This is a genomic window from Enterococcus sp. DIV0806c (genome assembly GCF_051710905.1).
Taxonomy (GTDB): domain Bacteria; phylum Bacillota; class Bacilli; order Lactobacillales; family Enterococcaceae; genus Enterococcus_B; species Enterococcus_B mundtii.
Map to the genome: position 1 here is coordinate 1,222,771 of NZ_JBIOLO010000001.1, position 17,630 is coordinate 1,240,400.

A 17,630-nucleotide genomic window follows, 5' to 3' on the forward strand; every position below is an offset into this window, starting at 1 on the left:
CTACTCAAGTATGAGAAAAAGTTGTTCCTTCAAACATTCAGACAAATAAGAAACAAGCAGGACTTGTGAAAAAATGTCTGGAGGTTGGAGTGGAACAGCTTTTTTTTGACCGACTATATTATTGCAGTAGAAAGGAATAGTAAAATGATAAATAGACCCTCATCAATGAAAAGGTTTGGTTTTACTTGTGAGACCCCTTATCCGCAATTGATTGAAGAAGATATTATGGTACCAAAACCTGGCGAACACGACTTATTGATCGAAGTTGTAGCACTTTCGATCAATCCTGTAGATACGAAGCGAAGAGAAATCGTCAAAGAAAAAACATTTACCGTACTCGGCTATGATAGCGTGGGTTATGTTCGGGAAATGGGCTCGGCTGTAAAGGATTTCAAGCTAAATGACCGTGTCTATTATGCAGGAACGACTCAACGTGAAGGGAGTCAACAAGAGTATCAAATCGTTGATGCACGGATCGTTGCGAAAGCTCCTAAGAATCTTAGTGACGAAGCCGCTGCTGGGATTCCATTGACTGCACTTACTGCCTATGAATTGCTATTTGAAAAGTTTCAATTAGTTCCTCAAGAAAAAGCGAATGAAGGGAAAGAGCTTTTGGTGATCAATGGGGGAGGTGGTGTTGGTTCGATCATGACGCAACTAGCGAAGTGGACGGGGATGAAAGTGTATGCTACCGCTAGTCCTCAAAATTTTGGATGGCTTGAAAAAAATGGCGTAGACGTTCCAATTGATTACCATCATTCTCTTTATGACCAATTAAAACAAGCTGGGAGCGATGGTGTTGACTATATCGCAGTGTTGTATGATATTGAATCCTACCTACCAGAAATAAAAAAAATCATTCAACCTTTAGGGCATATTGGCATGATCGTCAATACAAAAGAGAAAATCGATTGGAATGAATATAAAAATGATTCAATCAGCTTCCATTGGGAGTATGTTTTCACAAAAACAGATCATAATAAAGAAATCGCAACACAAGGCGCGGTCCTAGAGACATTGACAAAGTTATTTGAAGAAAATAAACTTCATAGCCACGTAACAACTGTTTACTCAGACGGTATCAACCGAGCTTCACTTGAACAAGCGATGAAGTTGGTGAGTGAAGGTGGCCAACAAGGAAAAGTCGTTCTGTCGGGTGGGTTCAAAACCAGTGGTTCACTGGATCTACAAGACATCTAGTAAGGATTACTATAAAAAGCAACTACCTTCTCAAAATAGAAGACTATTTGAGAAGGTAGTTGCTTTTTATGATAATGGTTCAATCTATATATGAATCTTCCAGAGGCTCTAATTGATTGACTGTTGGGGATGGAGCTGTGATTTTTTTGAAAGGATTAGCGAAGCGGAAGTACTTCACTTTATTCAATGTATAAGATAAAATTGAGCAACTCAAAAGAGTATAGGCAAAATGCGTAAAATCCAAATACAACAAAGACACAACTAAAATCCCAAACGTGATAACAAATAGACTTTTCCCGATATTCACATGATAATATTTTTCAATTGCTTGATAAACGATATCTGTTCCGCCAGTGCTGCCCCCAAAACGAAAAACTAAGCCACAACCGATTCCCGAAAGAATGCCAGTCATTAGACTATTCACTAAAAGATTTCCAACAGCAAAGTGGACATTTAAATTTTCCCATACATGCAAGAAGAAGACTAGAGAAAATGTTCCGACGATCGTTCGAATAAATGCATGTTTTCCAAAAATAAACAAGGAAATCAGCAATAAAGGTAAATTTATGATCAGTGAGGTGATGGAAGGCGCAAAGCCAAATAAATGATTAAGTAAAAGAGCAATTCCTGTGACACCACCGTCAGCTAATTTTGAAGGGAGATTGATTCCGGTTACCGCTAATCCATAAAGAGCAGCCCCCAAAATAATTCCACATAAGTCTAATAAAAATTTTACTTGTTTCATCTCTAACCTCTTTTCTTTTTGAAAATTTTCAGCAATCTTTATATTACACTGAACGACTCTATAAATTCAATAGGTAAATAGAAAAAAATATACATAATGAAGCATATTTAATTTCGGTCAATCACTCCTAGTAAAACAATCATTTAAATCAAAAATGATTCTCTGTAAAAAGATGTAGTGCATAATTTAGGGGATAAAAAAAGAGTGAATAAAAGAGCGTGATAAATAAAAAAAAATATTTAAAGATAAAAAAACATAAATTATTTTATCAAATTTAACGATTATGATGTTAAAACAACCGATTTTTACTTTTTTGGTCACTGACACACAACTTAAAGTATAATAATTATTGAACAAGCCAGTAAACAAGTATCTCCCCCACGAGATTTTAAAAGTTACTGGCTGTTTTTTTTTGTTCAAAATTCCAACTTCTACTTTACAACGGGAACGATTGTTCGTATAATAAAAGAGCGAACAATTGTTCGGTATAAAATAATAGAGGTGATCAGAGATGCAATCAATGAGACGTTTTGGTGCGATGTTGTTGATTTTATTTTTTGGAATTATTATAGGTAATTATGGGTTACAAACAGCATTATTGATTTTTTTACCTTCGTTTGTATTATGGTTTGTGATGTGGGATGAAAAAAAGTATCGACAAAATGAACGAAAACGCAGGTATGAAGAAACCTTCTATCAACATAGAGCTACGTATGATTCAAAATAACTAAATACAAAAACAAAACTTGCAATCACTTCTCACCATCTAGTCGATTGCAAGTTTTTTTTAAAACAACTTAGTTGGGGATTTACTTCGCTATGTTTATACTTAAAGGAGAACAGAAAGGAAGGTCATATGAATACGTTTATCGAAACGCTCAGTGAGAGAAAAGAAGAATTATTCGCAGCAACATTTCAGCACTTATCTATTTCATTGATTGCATTATTGATTGCCGCAGTAATTGCGATCCCACTTGCTATTTGGGCAGTCAACCATAAAAGAATGGCAGAATTTTTGTTACAAGTAACGAGTGTACTGCAAACCATTCCCTCACTTGCACTTTTAGGATTATTGATTCCATTTGTAGGGATCGGCACTTTACCGGCGTTGATCGCCTTGATTTTATATGCCTTATTACCAATATTTCAAAGCACTTATATAGGGTTAGCAGAAATCGATCCATCAATCGAAGAAGCAGCAGTTGCTTTTGGGATGTCTCGTTTTCGAAGATTGATCAAAGTAGAGTTACCCATCGCGCTGCCTGTCATAATCTCAGGTATCCGCACTGCGTTGGTATTGATCATTGGGACAGCGACATTAGCAGCCTTGATCGGTGCAGGCGGGCTAGGAACATTTATCTTGTTAGGGATCGATCGGAATACACCTGTTTTAACTTTGATCGGCGCAATCAGTTCTGCCTTGTTAGCCATTGTTTTCAGTAGCTTGATCCGTCTATTACAACACTTGAAACCTCGTTATACGATGATCACTTTAGGCTTGATTTTGACTTTAGTCGCAGGTGCTTCCATATATCAAACTGGTTTCTTGAAACAAGAGAAAATCACGATTGCCGGTAAGCTTGGTGCAGAACCAGATATATTGATCCAGATGTACAAAGGGTTGATCGAAGAAGAAACCGAAGCGGAAGTCGAATTAAAACCGAATTTCGGCAAAACGAGTTTTTTATTCAGTGCTTTAGAAAACAAACAAATCGATATTTATCCAGAGTTTACTGGAACAGTATTAGAGAGTTTGGTTACAGTTCCTGAATCAGTCAAGGACCAAAAATTAACCAAAGAAGAAACTTATCATGAGGCCAATAAACTGTTAAATGAACAGTTCTCAATGACACTTTTAAGTCCGATGGCTTATCAAAACACATATGCTCTTGCTGTTAAACGTGACTTTGCGGATGAACACCAATTAAAATCAATTTCTGATTTAGCTAAAATCGAGAATCAAATCAAGGCAGGATTCACGTTAGAATTTATCGATCGTGCGGATGGGTACAAAGGGATACAGGAACTTTATCAGTTAGATTTTCCGAGTGTCCAAAGCATGGAACCTAGTTTACGTTACCAAGCAATAAATAATGGTGATGTCAATGTTGTGGATGCCTATTCGACCGACAGTGAACTGAAACAATACGATTTAGTCGTCCTAGAAGATGATCGGGGATTGTTCCCTACGTACCAAGGCGCACCGTTGATGAATGAAGATTTTGCCAATGACCATCCAGAAGTCGTGGCTGCTCTAGAGAAACTTAGCGGTAAAATAACTGAGGAACAGATGCAAACGATGAATTATCAAGTAAATGTCGAGAAAAAACAACCAGCTGAAGTGGCAAGACAATTTCTGGTTGACCAAGGGTTAGTGAAGGAGGGTAACAATTGACCGAACTGATTGAATTTAAAAACGTCCAGAAAATCTTTAATGATAAATATGCAATTAGACAATTAGACCTTTCGATCAATGAGGGAGAGATCTTTGTATTGGTAGGTCCTTCGGGAAGTGGCAAGACAACTTCACTAAAAATGATCAATGGGCTGTCTTTACCAAGTGTGGGGGAGGTATATTTCAAAGGTAAATCATTAAAGGACTATAACTTGCAAAAAATGCGTTGGCAAATGGGGTATGTCTTGCAACAGATCGCATTGTTTCCAACGATGACTGTCAAGCAGAATATCGAAGTGATCCCTGAAATGTTAGGCTGGGAAAAACAGAAACGATCCGAGACTTCGGATCAGTTACTGGCAAAAGTTGGTTTAGATCCCGATGTCTATCGTGATCGAATGCCACAAGAATTATCTGGAGGAGAACAACAGCGTGTAGGGATCATTCGGGCACTAGCAGCAAATCCAGAAGTGATCTTGATGGACGAACCTTTCAGTGCATTGGACCCTCTATCAAGAACTTCCTTACAGGAGCTCGTTTTGTCACTTCATAAAGAATTAGGTACGACAATTGTTTTTGTTACCCATAACATGGAAGAAGCAATCAAATTAGGGGATCGGATCGCTGTGATGAAAGAAGGGGTATTGATCCAATGTGATACACCAGAGCGATTATTGATGCATCCTGAAAATGACTTTGTTCGTAGTTTCTTCGAGGAATCGATCCAAGACAATGACCAGACAGTTGAACAACTTATTCTTGCTGGCTTTTTTGAGAAAGAGATCACTGAACAACGAAGAGTGGTTCAGATTGATACACCATTAAAACAATTATTTGCTCAATTAGAAAAAGTCGAAAAAGTCAACATCTACAAGCAAGAAATACCTATTGGAGAGATATCTAGAGAAAATGTCTTTGCATTTTTAAGTGGGAAGCAGATTTGATTCATTTGGATGTTTTAGATATGTGATCCATGAATTATTTAGATAACTGCACTAAAGAAGGTATAAATCAATAAAAGTTATTTAAAAACGTATTAGAATAACAAATAAAGAAATGATCGAATAAAGGCATAATTTTTTGGATGCTTTTACTCGATCATTTATCATTACGGATATTATTTAGTCAAAAATTAAAAATATCTCACGTTATCTTCATTTTTCTTGTAGACATAAGGTGATTTATATTTTAAAATTATGATTAAGTAATAGTACATATATTTTTGGGGAAATCTTATTTCAATGATAACTTTAAATAAAAATTGAATAATCATATAAGAAAAAAATGGAAAAATCACAGTCGGGGTGTTATTTTTTTGTTTATTACTGTGCTTTTTTATTAGATTTGGGGGAGTAAAATGAAAGGAATATTAAATAAACAAAGTACCAGGCAATTGGCATTATTAGAATTGCTGTGGGAGAATGAATGGTTGACCGTATCAAAAATTGTTCAAGTCATCGGGGGAGTGGAAAAGACGATACGAACGGATATCAAACATTTGAATGAAATAATCAAACCGCTTAAAATTGAAACATCTTTTAAACATGGTGTTTTCTTGGATAAAACACTCGGAGTCTCAAAGACACATCTTTATTCTTTATTTTTACAAAACTGCATCGAATGTCAGATCATTGAAGAAATTTTTATCAATCCGAATCTTACTAAAGGTGAGTTATGTGATTGCTTGTTTATTTCAGAGACACAGTTGAACCGCTTACTGACCAAGCTAAATTCAGTTTTAGATAAATTTTCGATACAAATCAGTCACGAATTGACGATTGAAGGTTCAGAGATAAATATTCGTAAATTATTTGCTAGTTTGATGTATGAAAAATATCTTTCAGCGGAAACGCTTCTTTTAAAAGAAGAGTTTGAATTAATCGATCGATTGATCCAATGTTTTTATGAGGAAAACATAACGATTATTGAAGCGAATGACCAACATCATTTTTTATTAAATAAAATACATTTAAAAGTACTTGCTGCGCTATATCGATGTAAGCAAGGTGCTTTTATTGAAAAAAAAGCAACTGTGTTTAGCTACAAAACTATTTTGAATGATGAAGAATTAAAACGTAAATGCAAAGAATGCTTTGAAATTAAACTGAATGAAGACGTATTATACAACTTATTTGCCAACTATTGCGAACCTTTTAAAGTGACCGGATCTTGTCAACAGTTAGGTATTTTCCAATCATCCTTACATAGTAAAATTGAACGACTGATCAAAGATTTATCCCAACGATTTAATATTGAGTGTTCCCATAGTGATACATTGATTGCTGACATTTTATGGAGTAGTTTTCGAATCACTGGGCCGACTTTTATATTGAATAATGTGATTGAAGAATTTGTTTTGGAATTAATGGGTGAAAATCAAACGATCATGATTGAATTAAGAGAGTGTTTTGCAGAAATATATGAAGAACTTGAACTTAAAGCATTTGATAAGAAAAATATGGTGTATCAATCGATTTATAGTTTGGTTACGCAGTGGTCTGATTTTAGGATCGAGATGAAAAAGACTCATCAGATCAAAGCCGCATTGATCTTGGATGTACCCATCGGTCATTTGCGTATGTTAAAAGAAGAAATCGAAATGCATTTTAGAAGTACATATTCCGTTGATATCTTGTCACCATTTGATCTGTTTAGCCAAGCAAAATTAGAAAAATATGACTGTGTGTTGACAGATGTTTGTACAATCCGAGGGTCCGTCGAACAATCGAGGGTCATTGGTATTCCCCATTATTTCGATAATGAGTTCATTCACAAATTGCATACTTTTATTATAAACAGAAAAGAAAGTATCCAGTTATTTAGAAAAGAACTTGTGATGCAATCTATTTAATAATCCAATTTATTAGATATGCCTAAACTGGCATATCTTTTCTTGTTCTTAATTAATAAAAATCCAATAAACCATTGGTAAATACTCACTTTGAAAATAGTTGTAAATAGAGCAATCACTGAATAAATGAGAATACCTTATCTTTATTCAACTATACCAATTTTTTTAATGATGGAATTATTGATATTTTCAATACATTTCCCTATAAGTTCTATCGTTATTTTACCAAGCAGTCGGTAGATTGAGATTATTTTTAGATAAATCACTATGTTAAAAATAATGTAGACGTTCAATATTTTTTGTTTGGAGAGGTGGAAACGAAATGAGAGAAATCTTAGATGGACGTTTGAAACGTCAGTTGAAGATTTTGGAAATATTATGGGATACTCAGTGGATGACGACAGCTGAATTAGCCGAAATGATCGAAAGCTCAGAAAAAACAACTCGAAATGATCTTTCGCAAATCAATGAGATGATTGCACCACTGACAATTGAAACCTCCTTTAGATCAGGAGTATTGCTAAAGAAAAATCTGAAAACACCGAAAGCATTCATCTATTCAAAAATTTTGAGTAAGAGTTTGGAATACACCTTACTTGAAACACTATTTTTTAGAAAAGTAAGTTCAAAAGATGATCTAAGTGATAGTTTATATATATCTGAAACACAAGTATCACGTATTATTAATCGAATTAATCAAGTCATCAGTAAGTATGATTTTAAAATCAATAATCATCTCGATATTGTAGGTAATGAAGGGAATATTAGAGATTTTTTTTCTGCTTTCTTTGCAGAAAAATATAATTTACCTGAGAATCTAATGAAAATCGATGATATCACTCTGATCACGGATATCATCGAAGTATTTGTAAAAGAGAATACGATCTGGGCATTAGTCAATAATGACAGCCACTTGTTTTTAGGAAATATGAAATTTCATTTATTTATATGTTTTATTCGTTTAAAGCAAGATTATAAGTTGATATCGGGAAATGTACCGTTTATTTTTCAACATTTCGCAAATGAAACAGAACTTTTAGGACGTATCGATGAAAATTTTGCTGTCCATCTAAGAGAAGAAAACCTCCAACAACTTTTCTATGAGTTTTATCAACCGATTCATCCAACTTTACGATTACAATATTTAAATGTCCAAGTTGATGCAGTAAATCAAAAAAATAAACTTAATCAAGTAATAGAATACTTAGAAAATAAGTTTGGTATAGTTTGTGAAAATCGTGATCAATTGATTCATGATATTTATTGGACAACCATGAATATGGTAAGACCCACCTATATTTTACATAATAAGAAACGAGAATTCTTTCAAAACGTAAAAAGAGACAGTCCCACACTAGTTAAAGATCTAGAAGAACGTTTTTTTGAGATTTATCAGACATTAGGATCTGCATTTCATAGCTATCTAGATGAAATGATCCATCAATCCGTCTTCAAGTTGTTGACTTCCTGGTCAGAGCTATGGGTACAAGTACGGAAGCAAAAGATAAAACTCCATGTCGCACTATTATTAGATAGTTCTTATGATCATATGCGTATGCTCAAAGAGGAAATCAAATTTTATTTTCGACATAATATCAATATAGAGATTCTCAACCCTGCGACAAAAATACAAAATGATTATTTAAAAAAGTTTGATTGTCTTCTGACAGATATATATTCCAATGACTACTTTGAAGTGCCTACTCTTGGGATTTCTAACTATTTAGATGAAGCGATCATTGATAAATTGGTCGAGTACTATCACATCAAAGTGGATGAACTTGCTGAGATTTGATCTACTATACAAAAATCAGTTGGCAATTGTTTCAGGATAGTTATTCGATTCCGCGATATCTTACTCAATTATTTCTTTTGGTGGGAATTATTAAGAAAAGTTCAGACTGGTTGGTTAAAATAATATGTTATTTATTTTTTCTTGGTTTCATATGGACTCTATAATGCTATCTTATCACTGTTATATATGGGGTATTAGTCAATAAGTGTAAGTCTTGTTTGTATTTGTTACTAAAATAAATAACTATATATTCTTATTTTATTTACCAAACTGGCGGTAAAACTTGGTTTTAAAAGTGTTGGTTTTTTAAGGATAATTGTTTTGTGGGAATCGTGTCGTTTATATTAGGAGGTGAAGGGTAAGATAAAAAAGACGATGTATTACATGATAGGTGTGTTGCTGTTATGCGTTATGAGCCCAACTGTCTATCATGCTCAACAATCAGAAATACAAACAGTTCATGTCGAAGCAACGATCGGTGATTTAGGTAATAGTTCCGAAAATCAAGACGACACAGGGCAGAGTACCCAAAATGAAGAACAGCAAGCTACAGGTCCAACATCAAACAAAAGTGAAGGTTCTTCCTCTAATTTCCCACAAACTGGGGAACGTTTGACCAATGGAATTGCTTTGATCGGTTTATTGCTTACTCTTTTTTCGATAGGATTGTTTTATACGTTCAATCAAAAAGAAGAACGACTACAAAAAATTTAGTGAAATAATATAGGTTATTTCAGCAAGGAGAGAAATTCAATATGAAGAAGCTAAGTAATTTAGCGATTGTATCTACAATTTTATTAAGTGGTTTGGGACTTGGATCAATGAACGCTGCTGCCAATGATTTGGGATGGATTCCTGGACAACCAGATAATACACCGGGGCAAACGATTAAAGGTGATGACAAAGCCGATGTTCAAGTTTCAGGGTGGATCGGAGAATGGGATCCAGTTGATCCAGAAGATAAACGCTATATCGATATCACGATCCCTACGACTGTAAGATATGCAAATGCGATGGCAGAAGATGGAACGCCTCAACCAGAGATCGTTTCACCATTATATGCAATGACAAATAATTCAACTTCACATAGAGTGATGATCGAAGTAGAAAGTTTTGCGGAGACAAGCTCAACTGGGATCACTCAAGATTTGTTCTTTACACCATTAAATGAAGCAGCGGTTCGTTTGCAAAGTGCTTCTGGACAGTTCTTGGATACTCGTACTTATTTGACAACTATTGGGACAGGCCAAACAAAATCCTTGAAATTTGAAGGAGCAATCACTAGTCCATTCCAACAAGATGTTATTGTGACACCTGCATACACGATGTCATTCCATTTTTCTGCATTGGCTAACTAATCTTAGCAAAGTTGATAAGTATTCCATTACCTAATTTAGTAGAAAGAGTCTGAATGACAGACTTTTCACTTATAATTTGAGAAAGGAGGTTGAGAAAAATGGCACATAGTAATAATATTGAAAAAAAGAATCATAGTAAAAAGAAGAGAACTTATATCTTGTTTTCTTTGCTACTCGTATGTCTTGTAGCAGGGATTGGCGGATACTTTTATTTTAATCAATCTCCTCCTCAAGTAGTGGCAGGGTTGCCTGATTTAGATGATAATCTGTCAAGATTGAGTAATGAAGATATTTTAAAAGCAATGCAAGATCAAGTGGATAAAGACAAAATGCGTATTCTTTTGAAACATGATATAGAGGTTGATAAAGAAGGAAAAGCGAGTGTCGATGTACGTAATAATGGTCAGAATGCATTCAATATCCAAGTAGAATACTATCTAGCATCCAATAATAAACAATTGTATAAATCAGGATTGATTCCTCCAAACAACCGAATAGACTCTATCCCTTTTGAGAATCTACCTGATGCTGGCAGTCATGATGTTAGAATTTTATACAATATTTATAACGAAGAAAAATTGGTCAATACAACAACGATCGATGGTACAATCAATATTAGTTGATCGCTGATTGAAGTTAACATAAATAAAAAATGGAAGGCTCAGAAAATAGATAATCTATTTTCGAGCCTTCCAATTTTTTATTTATTTTGCTTTTAACTCAATGTTAAATCGTTCTTAGTACCAACCGTTAGCTAACCAGAAAGCTTGTGCAGCTTCCCAAGAGCCATAACGAGAGGCAACATATTGTTCTGCTACTCTTTCTTGATTGGCAGCAGAGTAGTCACCGTTCAAGTAAGAAGAGTCTAATTGGTAACGGCCGATATAGCGTCCGTTTGTTGCTGTGTAAGAACCGCTAGATTCTTTTTGTGCAATCCATTCTTTGGCATCGTTCGTACCAGTTGAAACAGCTACTTCAGTAGCAGGTGCTTGTTCCACAACTGGCGCTTCTTCTACTACAGGAGCTTGTTCCACTACAGGTGTTTCCACAACTGGAGCTGTTTCTTGAACAGGTTCTACAGGCGCTTGAGTAGCGACAGGAGCAGCTGCTTGTTCACCAGTAGGAATAGTTAATTCTTGACCTGAAAAGATCAGGTGAATGTTTGAGATTGAGTTCGCTTCGGCAATTGCTTGGATCAAGGAGTTGTCACCAACGTATTTTTGAGAAATCGTTGATAAAGTATCACCTGATTGAACAGTGTAGGCTTCGTCTGCGTGTGCAGAAGTACCCATAAATAATGCAGCGCCGGCGGCCAAAGTTGTTCCAAAAAGAATAGTTTTAAGTGATTTCATGAAAGATCTCCTTCGTATTTTAAAAAGTTATTTTGATTAGCTGTTTTCGCTAACGAGTAATACTTTACCATGATGAGACATTTCATAGGTGATAAAAACGTAACAGTTTATGACAAAGCTACCTTTTTTGTAATATTTAACGAAACATATGTAACCGAAAAACGCTTTCTTTCCTTTAATTAAAAGAATGTATGTTCTCGTTTTTTGATAAGAAAAATTAGTTAAGAAAATATTAAGCGGGCAATAAATATGTTTTTTCTATTGTAGAAGATAAAATGGCTGGATATCAATCAATCATAATAGCTATTCTTAAGTCTATAGACGACAATACGAAGAAGTTAATCAATAAAAAAACATGGAGCAAATGTTTGCCCCATGTTCTAAAAAAATCAAATCCCAATTATTGATGTTCTACACGATTGGAGATCATTGGAAAGAATTTCAAACAATAAATAGCACAAATCCCAACAATAATATATATAGCTTTAGCTAAAATAGTCGTAGAGCCGCCTGCAATCGTCGCAACTAAATCAAATTCTAATAAACCGACTAATAACCAGTTCAATCCTCCAACAATCAACAATGTTAAAGCAATCATATCTAAAGTTTTCATTGAAATTACCCCTTTCCTATATGACATACTATTATTATAAAACAATTAAAGAATTTGTACTAAAATATTGCCTGTAATTTAATTTATAGTCCTTTCATTTCAACGTTTTATAGAATTTGAAAATTAAAAATAGATATGTCTTGACAATAGATAAGTAAAAGATTAGATTTAGCTGGTTATAAAATAATAATATTTATTAAGGAGAAGAACATGAAAAAAAAATGGATGATTACTGGATTGATTGCATTGTTGCTAGGGGCTATTGGTTATACAGGCACACGGTTTGCAGGAGAAGTTTTATTCTGGGGTGGGGAATCTGATATCACTAAGATCAACGAAAATTTAGAAAAACTTGATCAACAGTTAACAAACCATAACCAAAAAATCACTGACTTGAATAGTCAATTAGCAATAAAAAATCAAGATCTTCAAAACATACAAACAAAAGCGCAAGAATACCAAACAAAGATCACTGACTTGGAAACGCAAAAAAGCCAATTGGTTGCTGAACATGCAAATTTACAAAACCAATTAACCAGTAAAGAAAACCAACTAAATGACAAACAAATCGAAATCAACAATAAGATCAATGAAATCACTCAAAAAATAAACGAAATCAACACCCTAAATAGTCAATGGAATACTAGACTCCAAGAGATTCAGGGCAAATATACAGAGATGCAAAGCACTGTCAATCAGTTAAATGAGCAAATCAACCAATTAAATCGAGAAAAAACAAATTTACAAACTGATTTAGCAACAACGAAGAAACAATTAGAAACTATTTCAGCAGAAAATAGTAATTTGAGAAGTTATATCGCACAATTAGAAAAAGCGAGAAACGATGCAAAGCAAACGGCGGAAAAATCTCAACAAATAGTTGATCGCCAAGTGAATAAGTAGACGTTAAAGATACTTTTTTTAGAGTTGTTTTTTCAAGGAAAATCACTTGAAAAACGGAACGTTTGTTCGTATAATGGTGATGAGGGGAGAGATGACAATGGAAAGAAAATATGGCACGGTCTCAAAAATCAGAACGATCAAACTAGGGGAACGACCACTGATCCGTTTTACTTTAGGGTCAGAGAATTGCTTGATTGCTAATCATAGTCTTAATTTTATTGCCGATGTCGATGAAGGAATGAAGATATTTGTGAAAGGCTACTATAATAACCGTAAGCAATTTGTCGTCAAAGACTACACGGTATTAGAAAAACCAAACATTGTTGTCGCTTTTGAAAATAGTCTCTTCCCTAAACAGAAGATCATCAAATGAGAGAACAAAAACAATGTTTGATAGCAATGACGAATGGATTACTCTTATATAGGTAGAAAAAAATGTAAATTGACTCGTTGAACTGCCTTGTTTTTCAAATAAAAACAAAAAAACTCATGGCATAAACCATGAGTTTTACTTATTTATGCAGACGATGGGATTTGAACCCACACGAGCTTGCGCTCACAAGACCCTCAATCTTGCATGTCTGACACTATTCGTTAGTAGGTCTGCATTAATTATAGGAAATTAACTGTAATTTTTTTTGAAGAGTCGAATTTAATATTTTTTATAAATGATCGCCAGAACGTTTTTTGTTCATACATTTCCATATTACTATAGTTTTGTTTAATATTCATACTTAGGAGAGTTTCAAGGTTCTCGATTTTTTGTTTAGTGCTATTTTCTTCAGATGTTAAAGTAAGCTCGCTTAGTTCAGTTAATAATTTTTGCCTATCGTGTTTAAATTCGTTTAAACTGATAACTTCGTTAAGGTAAGCATTTTTTAATCTATCAATTTTCTTTTCTATAGCTTTTTGTTTATACTTATTGTCAGGCAGTTTTTTTTTGACTGATTTTAGTTCATTTATTTCCACACTGATAAGATCGTCTATATTGTCTAACAAACGTGCTTCTAATACGTGTTCACGTATTGACTTAGTATTCAGACATTTAGGATGTTGGTACGCGTATCGGCAAGAATACATAGATTTAGGAGGGTACTTGATACGTGTGCCATCTTTTCTTTTATTTCCCCAGACTGACTTTTGACCTGAGTTCATTTTTTTACCGCATTCACCGCATACTAAAATACCTGAGAACAAATACATATTTTTGACATTAGATTTTTGGTTCATGGACAATTGCCGGTTAACAGAAAAAAACAGTTCTTGGTTTATAATAGGTTCGCAAAAATTTTTGTTATCTCTAAACTCACCTATATATTTTTTATTTCTTAGCATGGAACGAATAGCTTGCATGGTGCGAGATATACCATATTCTTCTAAAAGGAATTTAGCTGTCTTATTTAGGTTAGCATGCTCGTTGTAGTATGCGAATACAGCTTGCGCTATATGCGCTTGATTGTCCGGCTTTAAGCGTTTATCATCTATAGAGTAACCAAGCGGGGTAGAGCCACTTATAACTTCGCCCATTTTCACCTTGTTTGCAAATACAGATTTCATACGCTCGCTTGTCATTTGCGCTTCAAGTTCGGCAAAGCTCATAACTTGATTAATGAATGTTCTCCCATATGCTGTAGTAGTGTCATAGTAAGGTTGAGAAACAGCAATCCAATGGACGTGATTTTTTTCGAGTAATTCTTGTGTATTTAAATAGTGTTTTAACGATCTAAACCAACGATCTAATTTTGTGAATAGAATAATATCAACTAAACCAGAGTCAATATCATTCATTAAGCGCTTAAATTCATCTCGTTCTAGTTTCTGACCGCTTATCCCGTCATCAATATAAATTGAATGAACGATCATATCTTTTTGCGTTTTTACATATTCTTGAAGTGTATCTTGCTGTTCTCTTAAACTATCACCAAATTTTGCTTGTTGATCGCTGGAAACTCGGATGTACAATGCAGCTCTTTTCATAGTGTAATTACTCACTTTCTTTGCTACAATAGACTGTATAGCAAGAGCCTATTGCTAGGTTTTTGATTACTTAACACGTACTTACTTTGGTCGGTGGGACGTGTTTTGTTTTTTTATATTTACTTTATTCTTAGTTCCTGTCCAGGGTAAAGCATGTAGTTGTTTAGATCCATTCCATTCAAATTGAATAATGCATCCATGCTTATTCCTGATCTAGTAGCTATATCCTGTGGGCTTTCTCCTGCTTGGACAGTTGTCGTTACAGTAGGCTCAGATGAAGGCGTTGTTTGTGCTTGAGTATCAGGAGAACTAGTTGTTATTCCAGTATGAGCGCTATTTGTTGCTGCTGAACTAGCTAGATATTCTCCTATAATTTTTTGTGATTCTTCAGTGTAGATGGTGATTAGTTGATTTGCCCATGATTCATAGATAGAATAATCATCAGACAGTGAATAATGTAAATTTGCCATTTGATTAACACCGTCAGTCGAGATTATGGCCAGTTTTTCGACTTTATTGTTAGAAATTGCTGCTAGACCATCAATTCCACTAGTATTTGTTGATACTTCGTTTCTAAACTCCTGAATTAATCCTGGTGTAGCATCTTGAATCTTAAGTGTATACTCACTTAAGATGGACTGATAGCTAGTTGTATCAGCTGTTAACGATGAGTTAGTACTACTATCCGATGTTTCTTGCGCCTTTGAGGTAGTAGATGTACTTATGGAACTTTCAGAGGTGGAACTTAAGCTAGTTTTTGTTGAACTTATCTTAGTTTCTTTTGTAGAACTATTTGAAGTTTTGCTTGAATCAGAACGAGTATTAGCGTTACATGCACCTAAAATGAATACTCCTAGAATAGCAAGCCCTAAATATAACTTTTTCATTTTTTATTTCTCCGTTCATATTATAATGTAAGAGGCGAAAAACAGATATATTGCTCGTGATGAAGCATGGACTATTTTTATACAAAATTGCTCATAGTTTCTCGAACACAGTTTTCTAAGTTCCAAGGAATTTGATAGTATTCCATGAATTTTACTGCATTTAGATGCTCTTTTTCAAAATCGTATTCGTTTGACCATAGGAACAATAAGATTTCAATAGCAATCTTATTCGCTTCAAACTCAAATTTTCTTCTAGCTGAATCAGTTGCGTTGTAAAATGCAGTTAATTCTTCATGCTTCTTTATACAATGTCCAAGCTCATGCGAAATTTCGAAATCAGAGTTTTTATCAAGCAATTTCTTACTTAACAATATTGCTTTTTCCTCAGACAAATAAAAACCACTTCTTTCCATTTCAATAAAATGCAACTCTAAACCCATGTCAGATACTAAGCTTAATAAATGTCTATTAATGTCACTACACAAAATCATCACATCACTTTACTTTTTTTCGGCAGCTCGCTTTGCAGCTAAAACAGACCTTAAAAATTCTACTTCTTCATCAGTTATATCACCACCGTCAAAAGCAAAAATTCCATGTTTCTCAGCTAATGATATTTTATCTTCACGACCTAAGAGGTAATCGACAGATACTCCAAAATAGTCGGCAACTTTTTCTAAATCTCTAGCTTTAGGTTCAGTAGTTTTCCATCTATAAAAAAGATTTTCACTAAAACCTAATTCAACAGCAACTTCTTTCATGCTTTTTTGACGTTTTGCAGCTAGTTTTTTTATCCTTTCAAACAGTGTCATATAAGACTTCCCCAATTCTAAACAAATAAAAAGTACACAAAATGTAACTAAAAGGTTGACTAAAGTACACGAATGTATTATTATTTGTTTGTAAGTTAATTTGATAGAAAAATAGCAAACTAAAACACACCTTATAGCATAAAGTTTGGCGACCAAGTGCGAATTAAAGGTTTTGTTATAGGCGTATTTATCTATGTCTATATAGTATACGAATGTATAATTTAAGTCAACTTTTTTATACAAATTTCTATCATCTTAACTTACATAATTAATGAAATGAGGAGGGAGCACATGTCGAATCTTGATAATGGTCGCGAAGCAATCAAAGCTTTCATGAAGAAAAACAGCATCACTATGGACGATTTAGCAACTGCATATGGGTATACACGAGTTCGTATGCAACAAATTATTGATGGGCACTGGAGTGGTCCAAAAGCGAATAAAACTATTCTAGAAATTATTCGTGACTATCGAATTCGAAGGTAGTGAGAAACCGAGTTTAATGATAGGAGGGGAATTATGCCAAAAGAAGACTTAATTATTGTACTAGAAAACAAACCTTCTTCTGAAGCGATTCGACGAGCTTGGTGGGTTATTGCAAAGAGCATTACCCGTAGGACTGGAGTTGTAGTGGAACCTGTATTTAAAGATGATAGTGAGAAATGATATATACAAACCAACCAGAGCATATGATTACAGGATTTATCAAAAAACGGTAGATAAAGCTGTAAGATAATCGTTC

At 34.3% G+C, this 17,630-nt stretch carries 20 protein-coding genes; 13 read left to right on the plus strand and 7 right to left on the minus strand.

The genetic code is table 11. The features are described from left to right. Positions 1-144 precede the first annotated feature (144 nt). Positions 145-1,200 (plus strand): zinc-binding alcohol dehydrogenase family protein, encoded by a 1,056-nt coding sequence (locus IGK77_RS05795; protein ID WP_081355922.1) that lies wholly within the window; start codon positions 145-147, stop codon positions 1,198-1,200. 79 nt (positions 1,201-1,279) lie between these two features. On the opposite strand, the gene IGK77_RS05800 is transcribed toward IGK77_RS05795, so the two are convergent. Beyond that, positions 1,280-1,945, minus strand: a complete 666-nt coding sequence (locus IGK77_RS05800) for a YitT family protein (protein ID WP_071866403.1) — start codon at positions 1,943-1,945, stop codon at positions 1,280-1,282. A gap of 511 nt (positions 1,946-2,456) precedes the next feature. On the opposite strand from IGK77_RS05800, the gene IGK77_RS05805 reads away from it, so the two are divergent. The 8 genes from IGK77_RS05805 (at position 2,457) to IGK77_RS05840 (ending at position 10,967) form a co-directional block, all read left to right on the plus strand. Then, positions 2,457-2,672: a hypothetical protein gene (locus tag IGK77_RS05805; RefSeq protein ID WP_010735720.1), complete on the plus strand. Its 216-nt coding sequence runs from the start codon at positions 2,457-2,459 to the stop codon at positions 2,670-2,672. A 129-nt stretch (positions 2,673-2,801) separates the two neighbouring features. Further along, on the plus strand, positions 2,802-4,340 hold the full coding sequence (locus tag IGK77_RS05810) for an ABC transporter permease/substrate-binding protein (RefSeq protein WP_074799731.1): 1,539 nt from the start codon (positions 2,802-2,804) through the stop codon (positions 4,338-4,340). Further along, positions 4,337-5,284: an ABC transporter ATP-binding protein gene (locus tag IGK77_RS05815; RefSeq protein WP_074799730.1), complete on the plus strand. Its 948-nt coding sequence runs from the start codon at positions 4,337-4,339 to the stop codon at positions 5,282-5,284. The genes IGK77_RS05810 and IGK77_RS05815 overlap by 4 nt, the downstream gene beginning before the upstream one ends. A 413-nt stretch (positions 5,285-5,697) precedes the next feature. Beyond that, a complete protein-coding gene (locus tag IGK77_RS05820; RefSeq protein WP_074799729.1) occupies positions 5,698-7,191 on the plus strand; it encodes a helix-turn-helix domain-containing protein in 1,494 nt (497 codons plus the stop codon). A gap of 322 nt (positions 7,192-7,513) precedes the next feature. Next, positions 7,514-8,986 carry a helix-turn-helix domain-containing protein gene (locus IGK77_RS05825; RefSeq protein WP_074799728.1) on the plus strand — a complete coding sequence of 491 codons (1,473 nt, stop codon included), beginning with the start codon at positions 7,514-7,516 and terminating at the stop codon, positions 8,984-8,986. Between the two features lie 375 nt (positions 8,987-9,361). Next, positions 9,362-9,700, plus strand: coding sequence for an LPXTG cell wall anchor domain-containing protein (locus IGK77_RS05830; RefSeq protein ID WP_065096554.1), 339 nt, complete (start codon positions 9,362-9,364; stop codon positions 9,698-9,700). Between the two features lie 41 nt (positions 9,701-9,741). Then, positions 9,742-10,344: a hypothetical protein gene (locus IGK77_RS05835; RefSeq protein WP_071866408.1), complete on the plus strand. Its 603-nt coding sequence runs from the start codon at positions 9,742-9,744 to the stop codon at positions 10,342-10,344. A 98-nt stretch (positions 10,345-10,442) separates the two neighbouring features. Then, positions 10,443-10,967, plus strand: coding sequence for a hypothetical protein (locus tag IGK77_RS05840; RefSeq protein ID WP_071866409.1), 525 nt, complete (start codon positions 10,443-10,445; stop codon positions 10,965-10,967). Between the two features lie 114 nt (positions 10,968-11,081). On the opposite strand, the gene IGK77_RS05845 is transcribed toward IGK77_RS05840, so the two are convergent. Together IGK77_RS05845 and IGK77_RS05850 are read right to left on the minus strand one after the other, a co-directional pair. Then, entirely contained in the window at positions 11,082-11,696 is a 615-nt protein-coding gene (locus IGK77_RS05845; RefSeq protein ID WP_074799727.1) for a LysM peptidoglycan-binding domain-containing protein, read from the minus strand. A gap of 400 nt (positions 11,697-12,096) precedes the next feature. Next, positions 12,097-12,309, minus strand: coding sequence for a DUF378 domain-containing protein (locus IGK77_RS05850; RefSeq protein WP_010735711.1), 213 nt, complete (start codon positions 12,307-12,309; stop codon positions 12,097-12,099). 210 nt (positions 12,310-12,519) lie between these two features. Between IGK77_RS05850 and IGK77_RS05855 the strand changes: the two genes are divergently transcribed. Both IGK77_RS05855 and IGK77_RS05860 read left to right on the plus strand, forming a co-directional pair. Further along, entirely contained in the window at positions 12,520-13,212 is a 693-nt protein-coding gene (locus IGK77_RS05855) for a DNA-directed RNA polymerase subunit omega (RefSeq protein WP_074799726.1), read from the plus strand. Positions 13,213-13,309: 97 nt separating this feature from the next. Next, positions 13,310-13,585, plus strand: a complete 276-nt coding sequence (locus IGK77_RS05860; protein WP_019724534.1) for a hypothetical protein — start codon at positions 13,310-13,312, stop codon at positions 13,583-13,585. A gap of 239 nt (positions 13,586-13,824) precedes the next feature. On the opposite strand, the gene IGK77_RS05865 is transcribed toward IGK77_RS05860, so the two are convergent. The 4 genes from IGK77_RS05865 to IGK77_RS05880 all read right to left on the minus strand — a co-directional run bounded on the left by IGK77_RS05865 (position 13,825) and on the right by IGK77_RS05880 (position 16,888). Then, positions 13,825-15,189, minus strand: coding sequence for a recombinase family protein (locus tag IGK77_RS05865; RefSeq protein ID WP_242695367.1), 1,365 nt, complete (start codon positions 15,187-15,189; stop codon positions 13,825-13,827). Between the two features lie 119 nt (positions 15,190-15,308). Next, complete coding sequence (locus IGK77_RS05870) at positions 15,309-16,076, minus strand: LysM peptidoglycan-binding domain-containing protein (RefSeq protein ID WP_347082570.1); 768 nt, start codon at positions 16,074-16,076, stop codon at positions 15,309-15,311. 77 nt (positions 16,077-16,153) lie between these two features. Next, positions 16,154-16,504: an ImmA/IrrE family metallo-endopeptidase gene (locus IGK77_RS05875; protein ID WP_242695366.1), complete on the minus strand. Its 351-nt coding sequence runs from the start codon at positions 16,502-16,504 to the stop codon at positions 16,154-16,156. A 72-nt stretch (positions 16,505-16,576) separates the two neighbouring features. Then, positions 16,577-16,888 carry a helix-turn-helix domain-containing protein gene (locus IGK77_RS05880; protein ID WP_077152143.1) on the minus strand — a complete coding sequence of 104 codons (312 nt, stop codon included), beginning with the start codon at positions 16,886-16,888 and terminating at the stop codon, positions 16,577-16,579. 291 nt (positions 16,889-17,179) lie between these two features. On the opposite strand from IGK77_RS05880, the gene IGK77_RS05885 reads away from it, so the two are divergent. Both IGK77_RS05885 and IGK77_RS05890 read left to right on the plus strand, forming a co-directional pair. Beyond that, positions 17,180-17,374 (plus strand): hypothetical protein, encoded by a 195-nt coding sequence (locus tag IGK77_RS05885; RefSeq protein ID WP_077152144.1) that lies wholly within the window; start codon positions 17,180-17,182, stop codon positions 17,372-17,374. A 33-nt stretch (positions 17,375-17,407) separates the two neighbouring features. Further along, positions 17,408-17,554 (plus strand): hypothetical protein, encoded by a 147-nt coding sequence (locus IGK77_RS05890; protein WP_438713057.1) that lies wholly within the window; start codon positions 17,408-17,410, stop codon positions 17,552-17,554. Positions 17,555-17,630 lie beyond the last annotated feature (76 nt).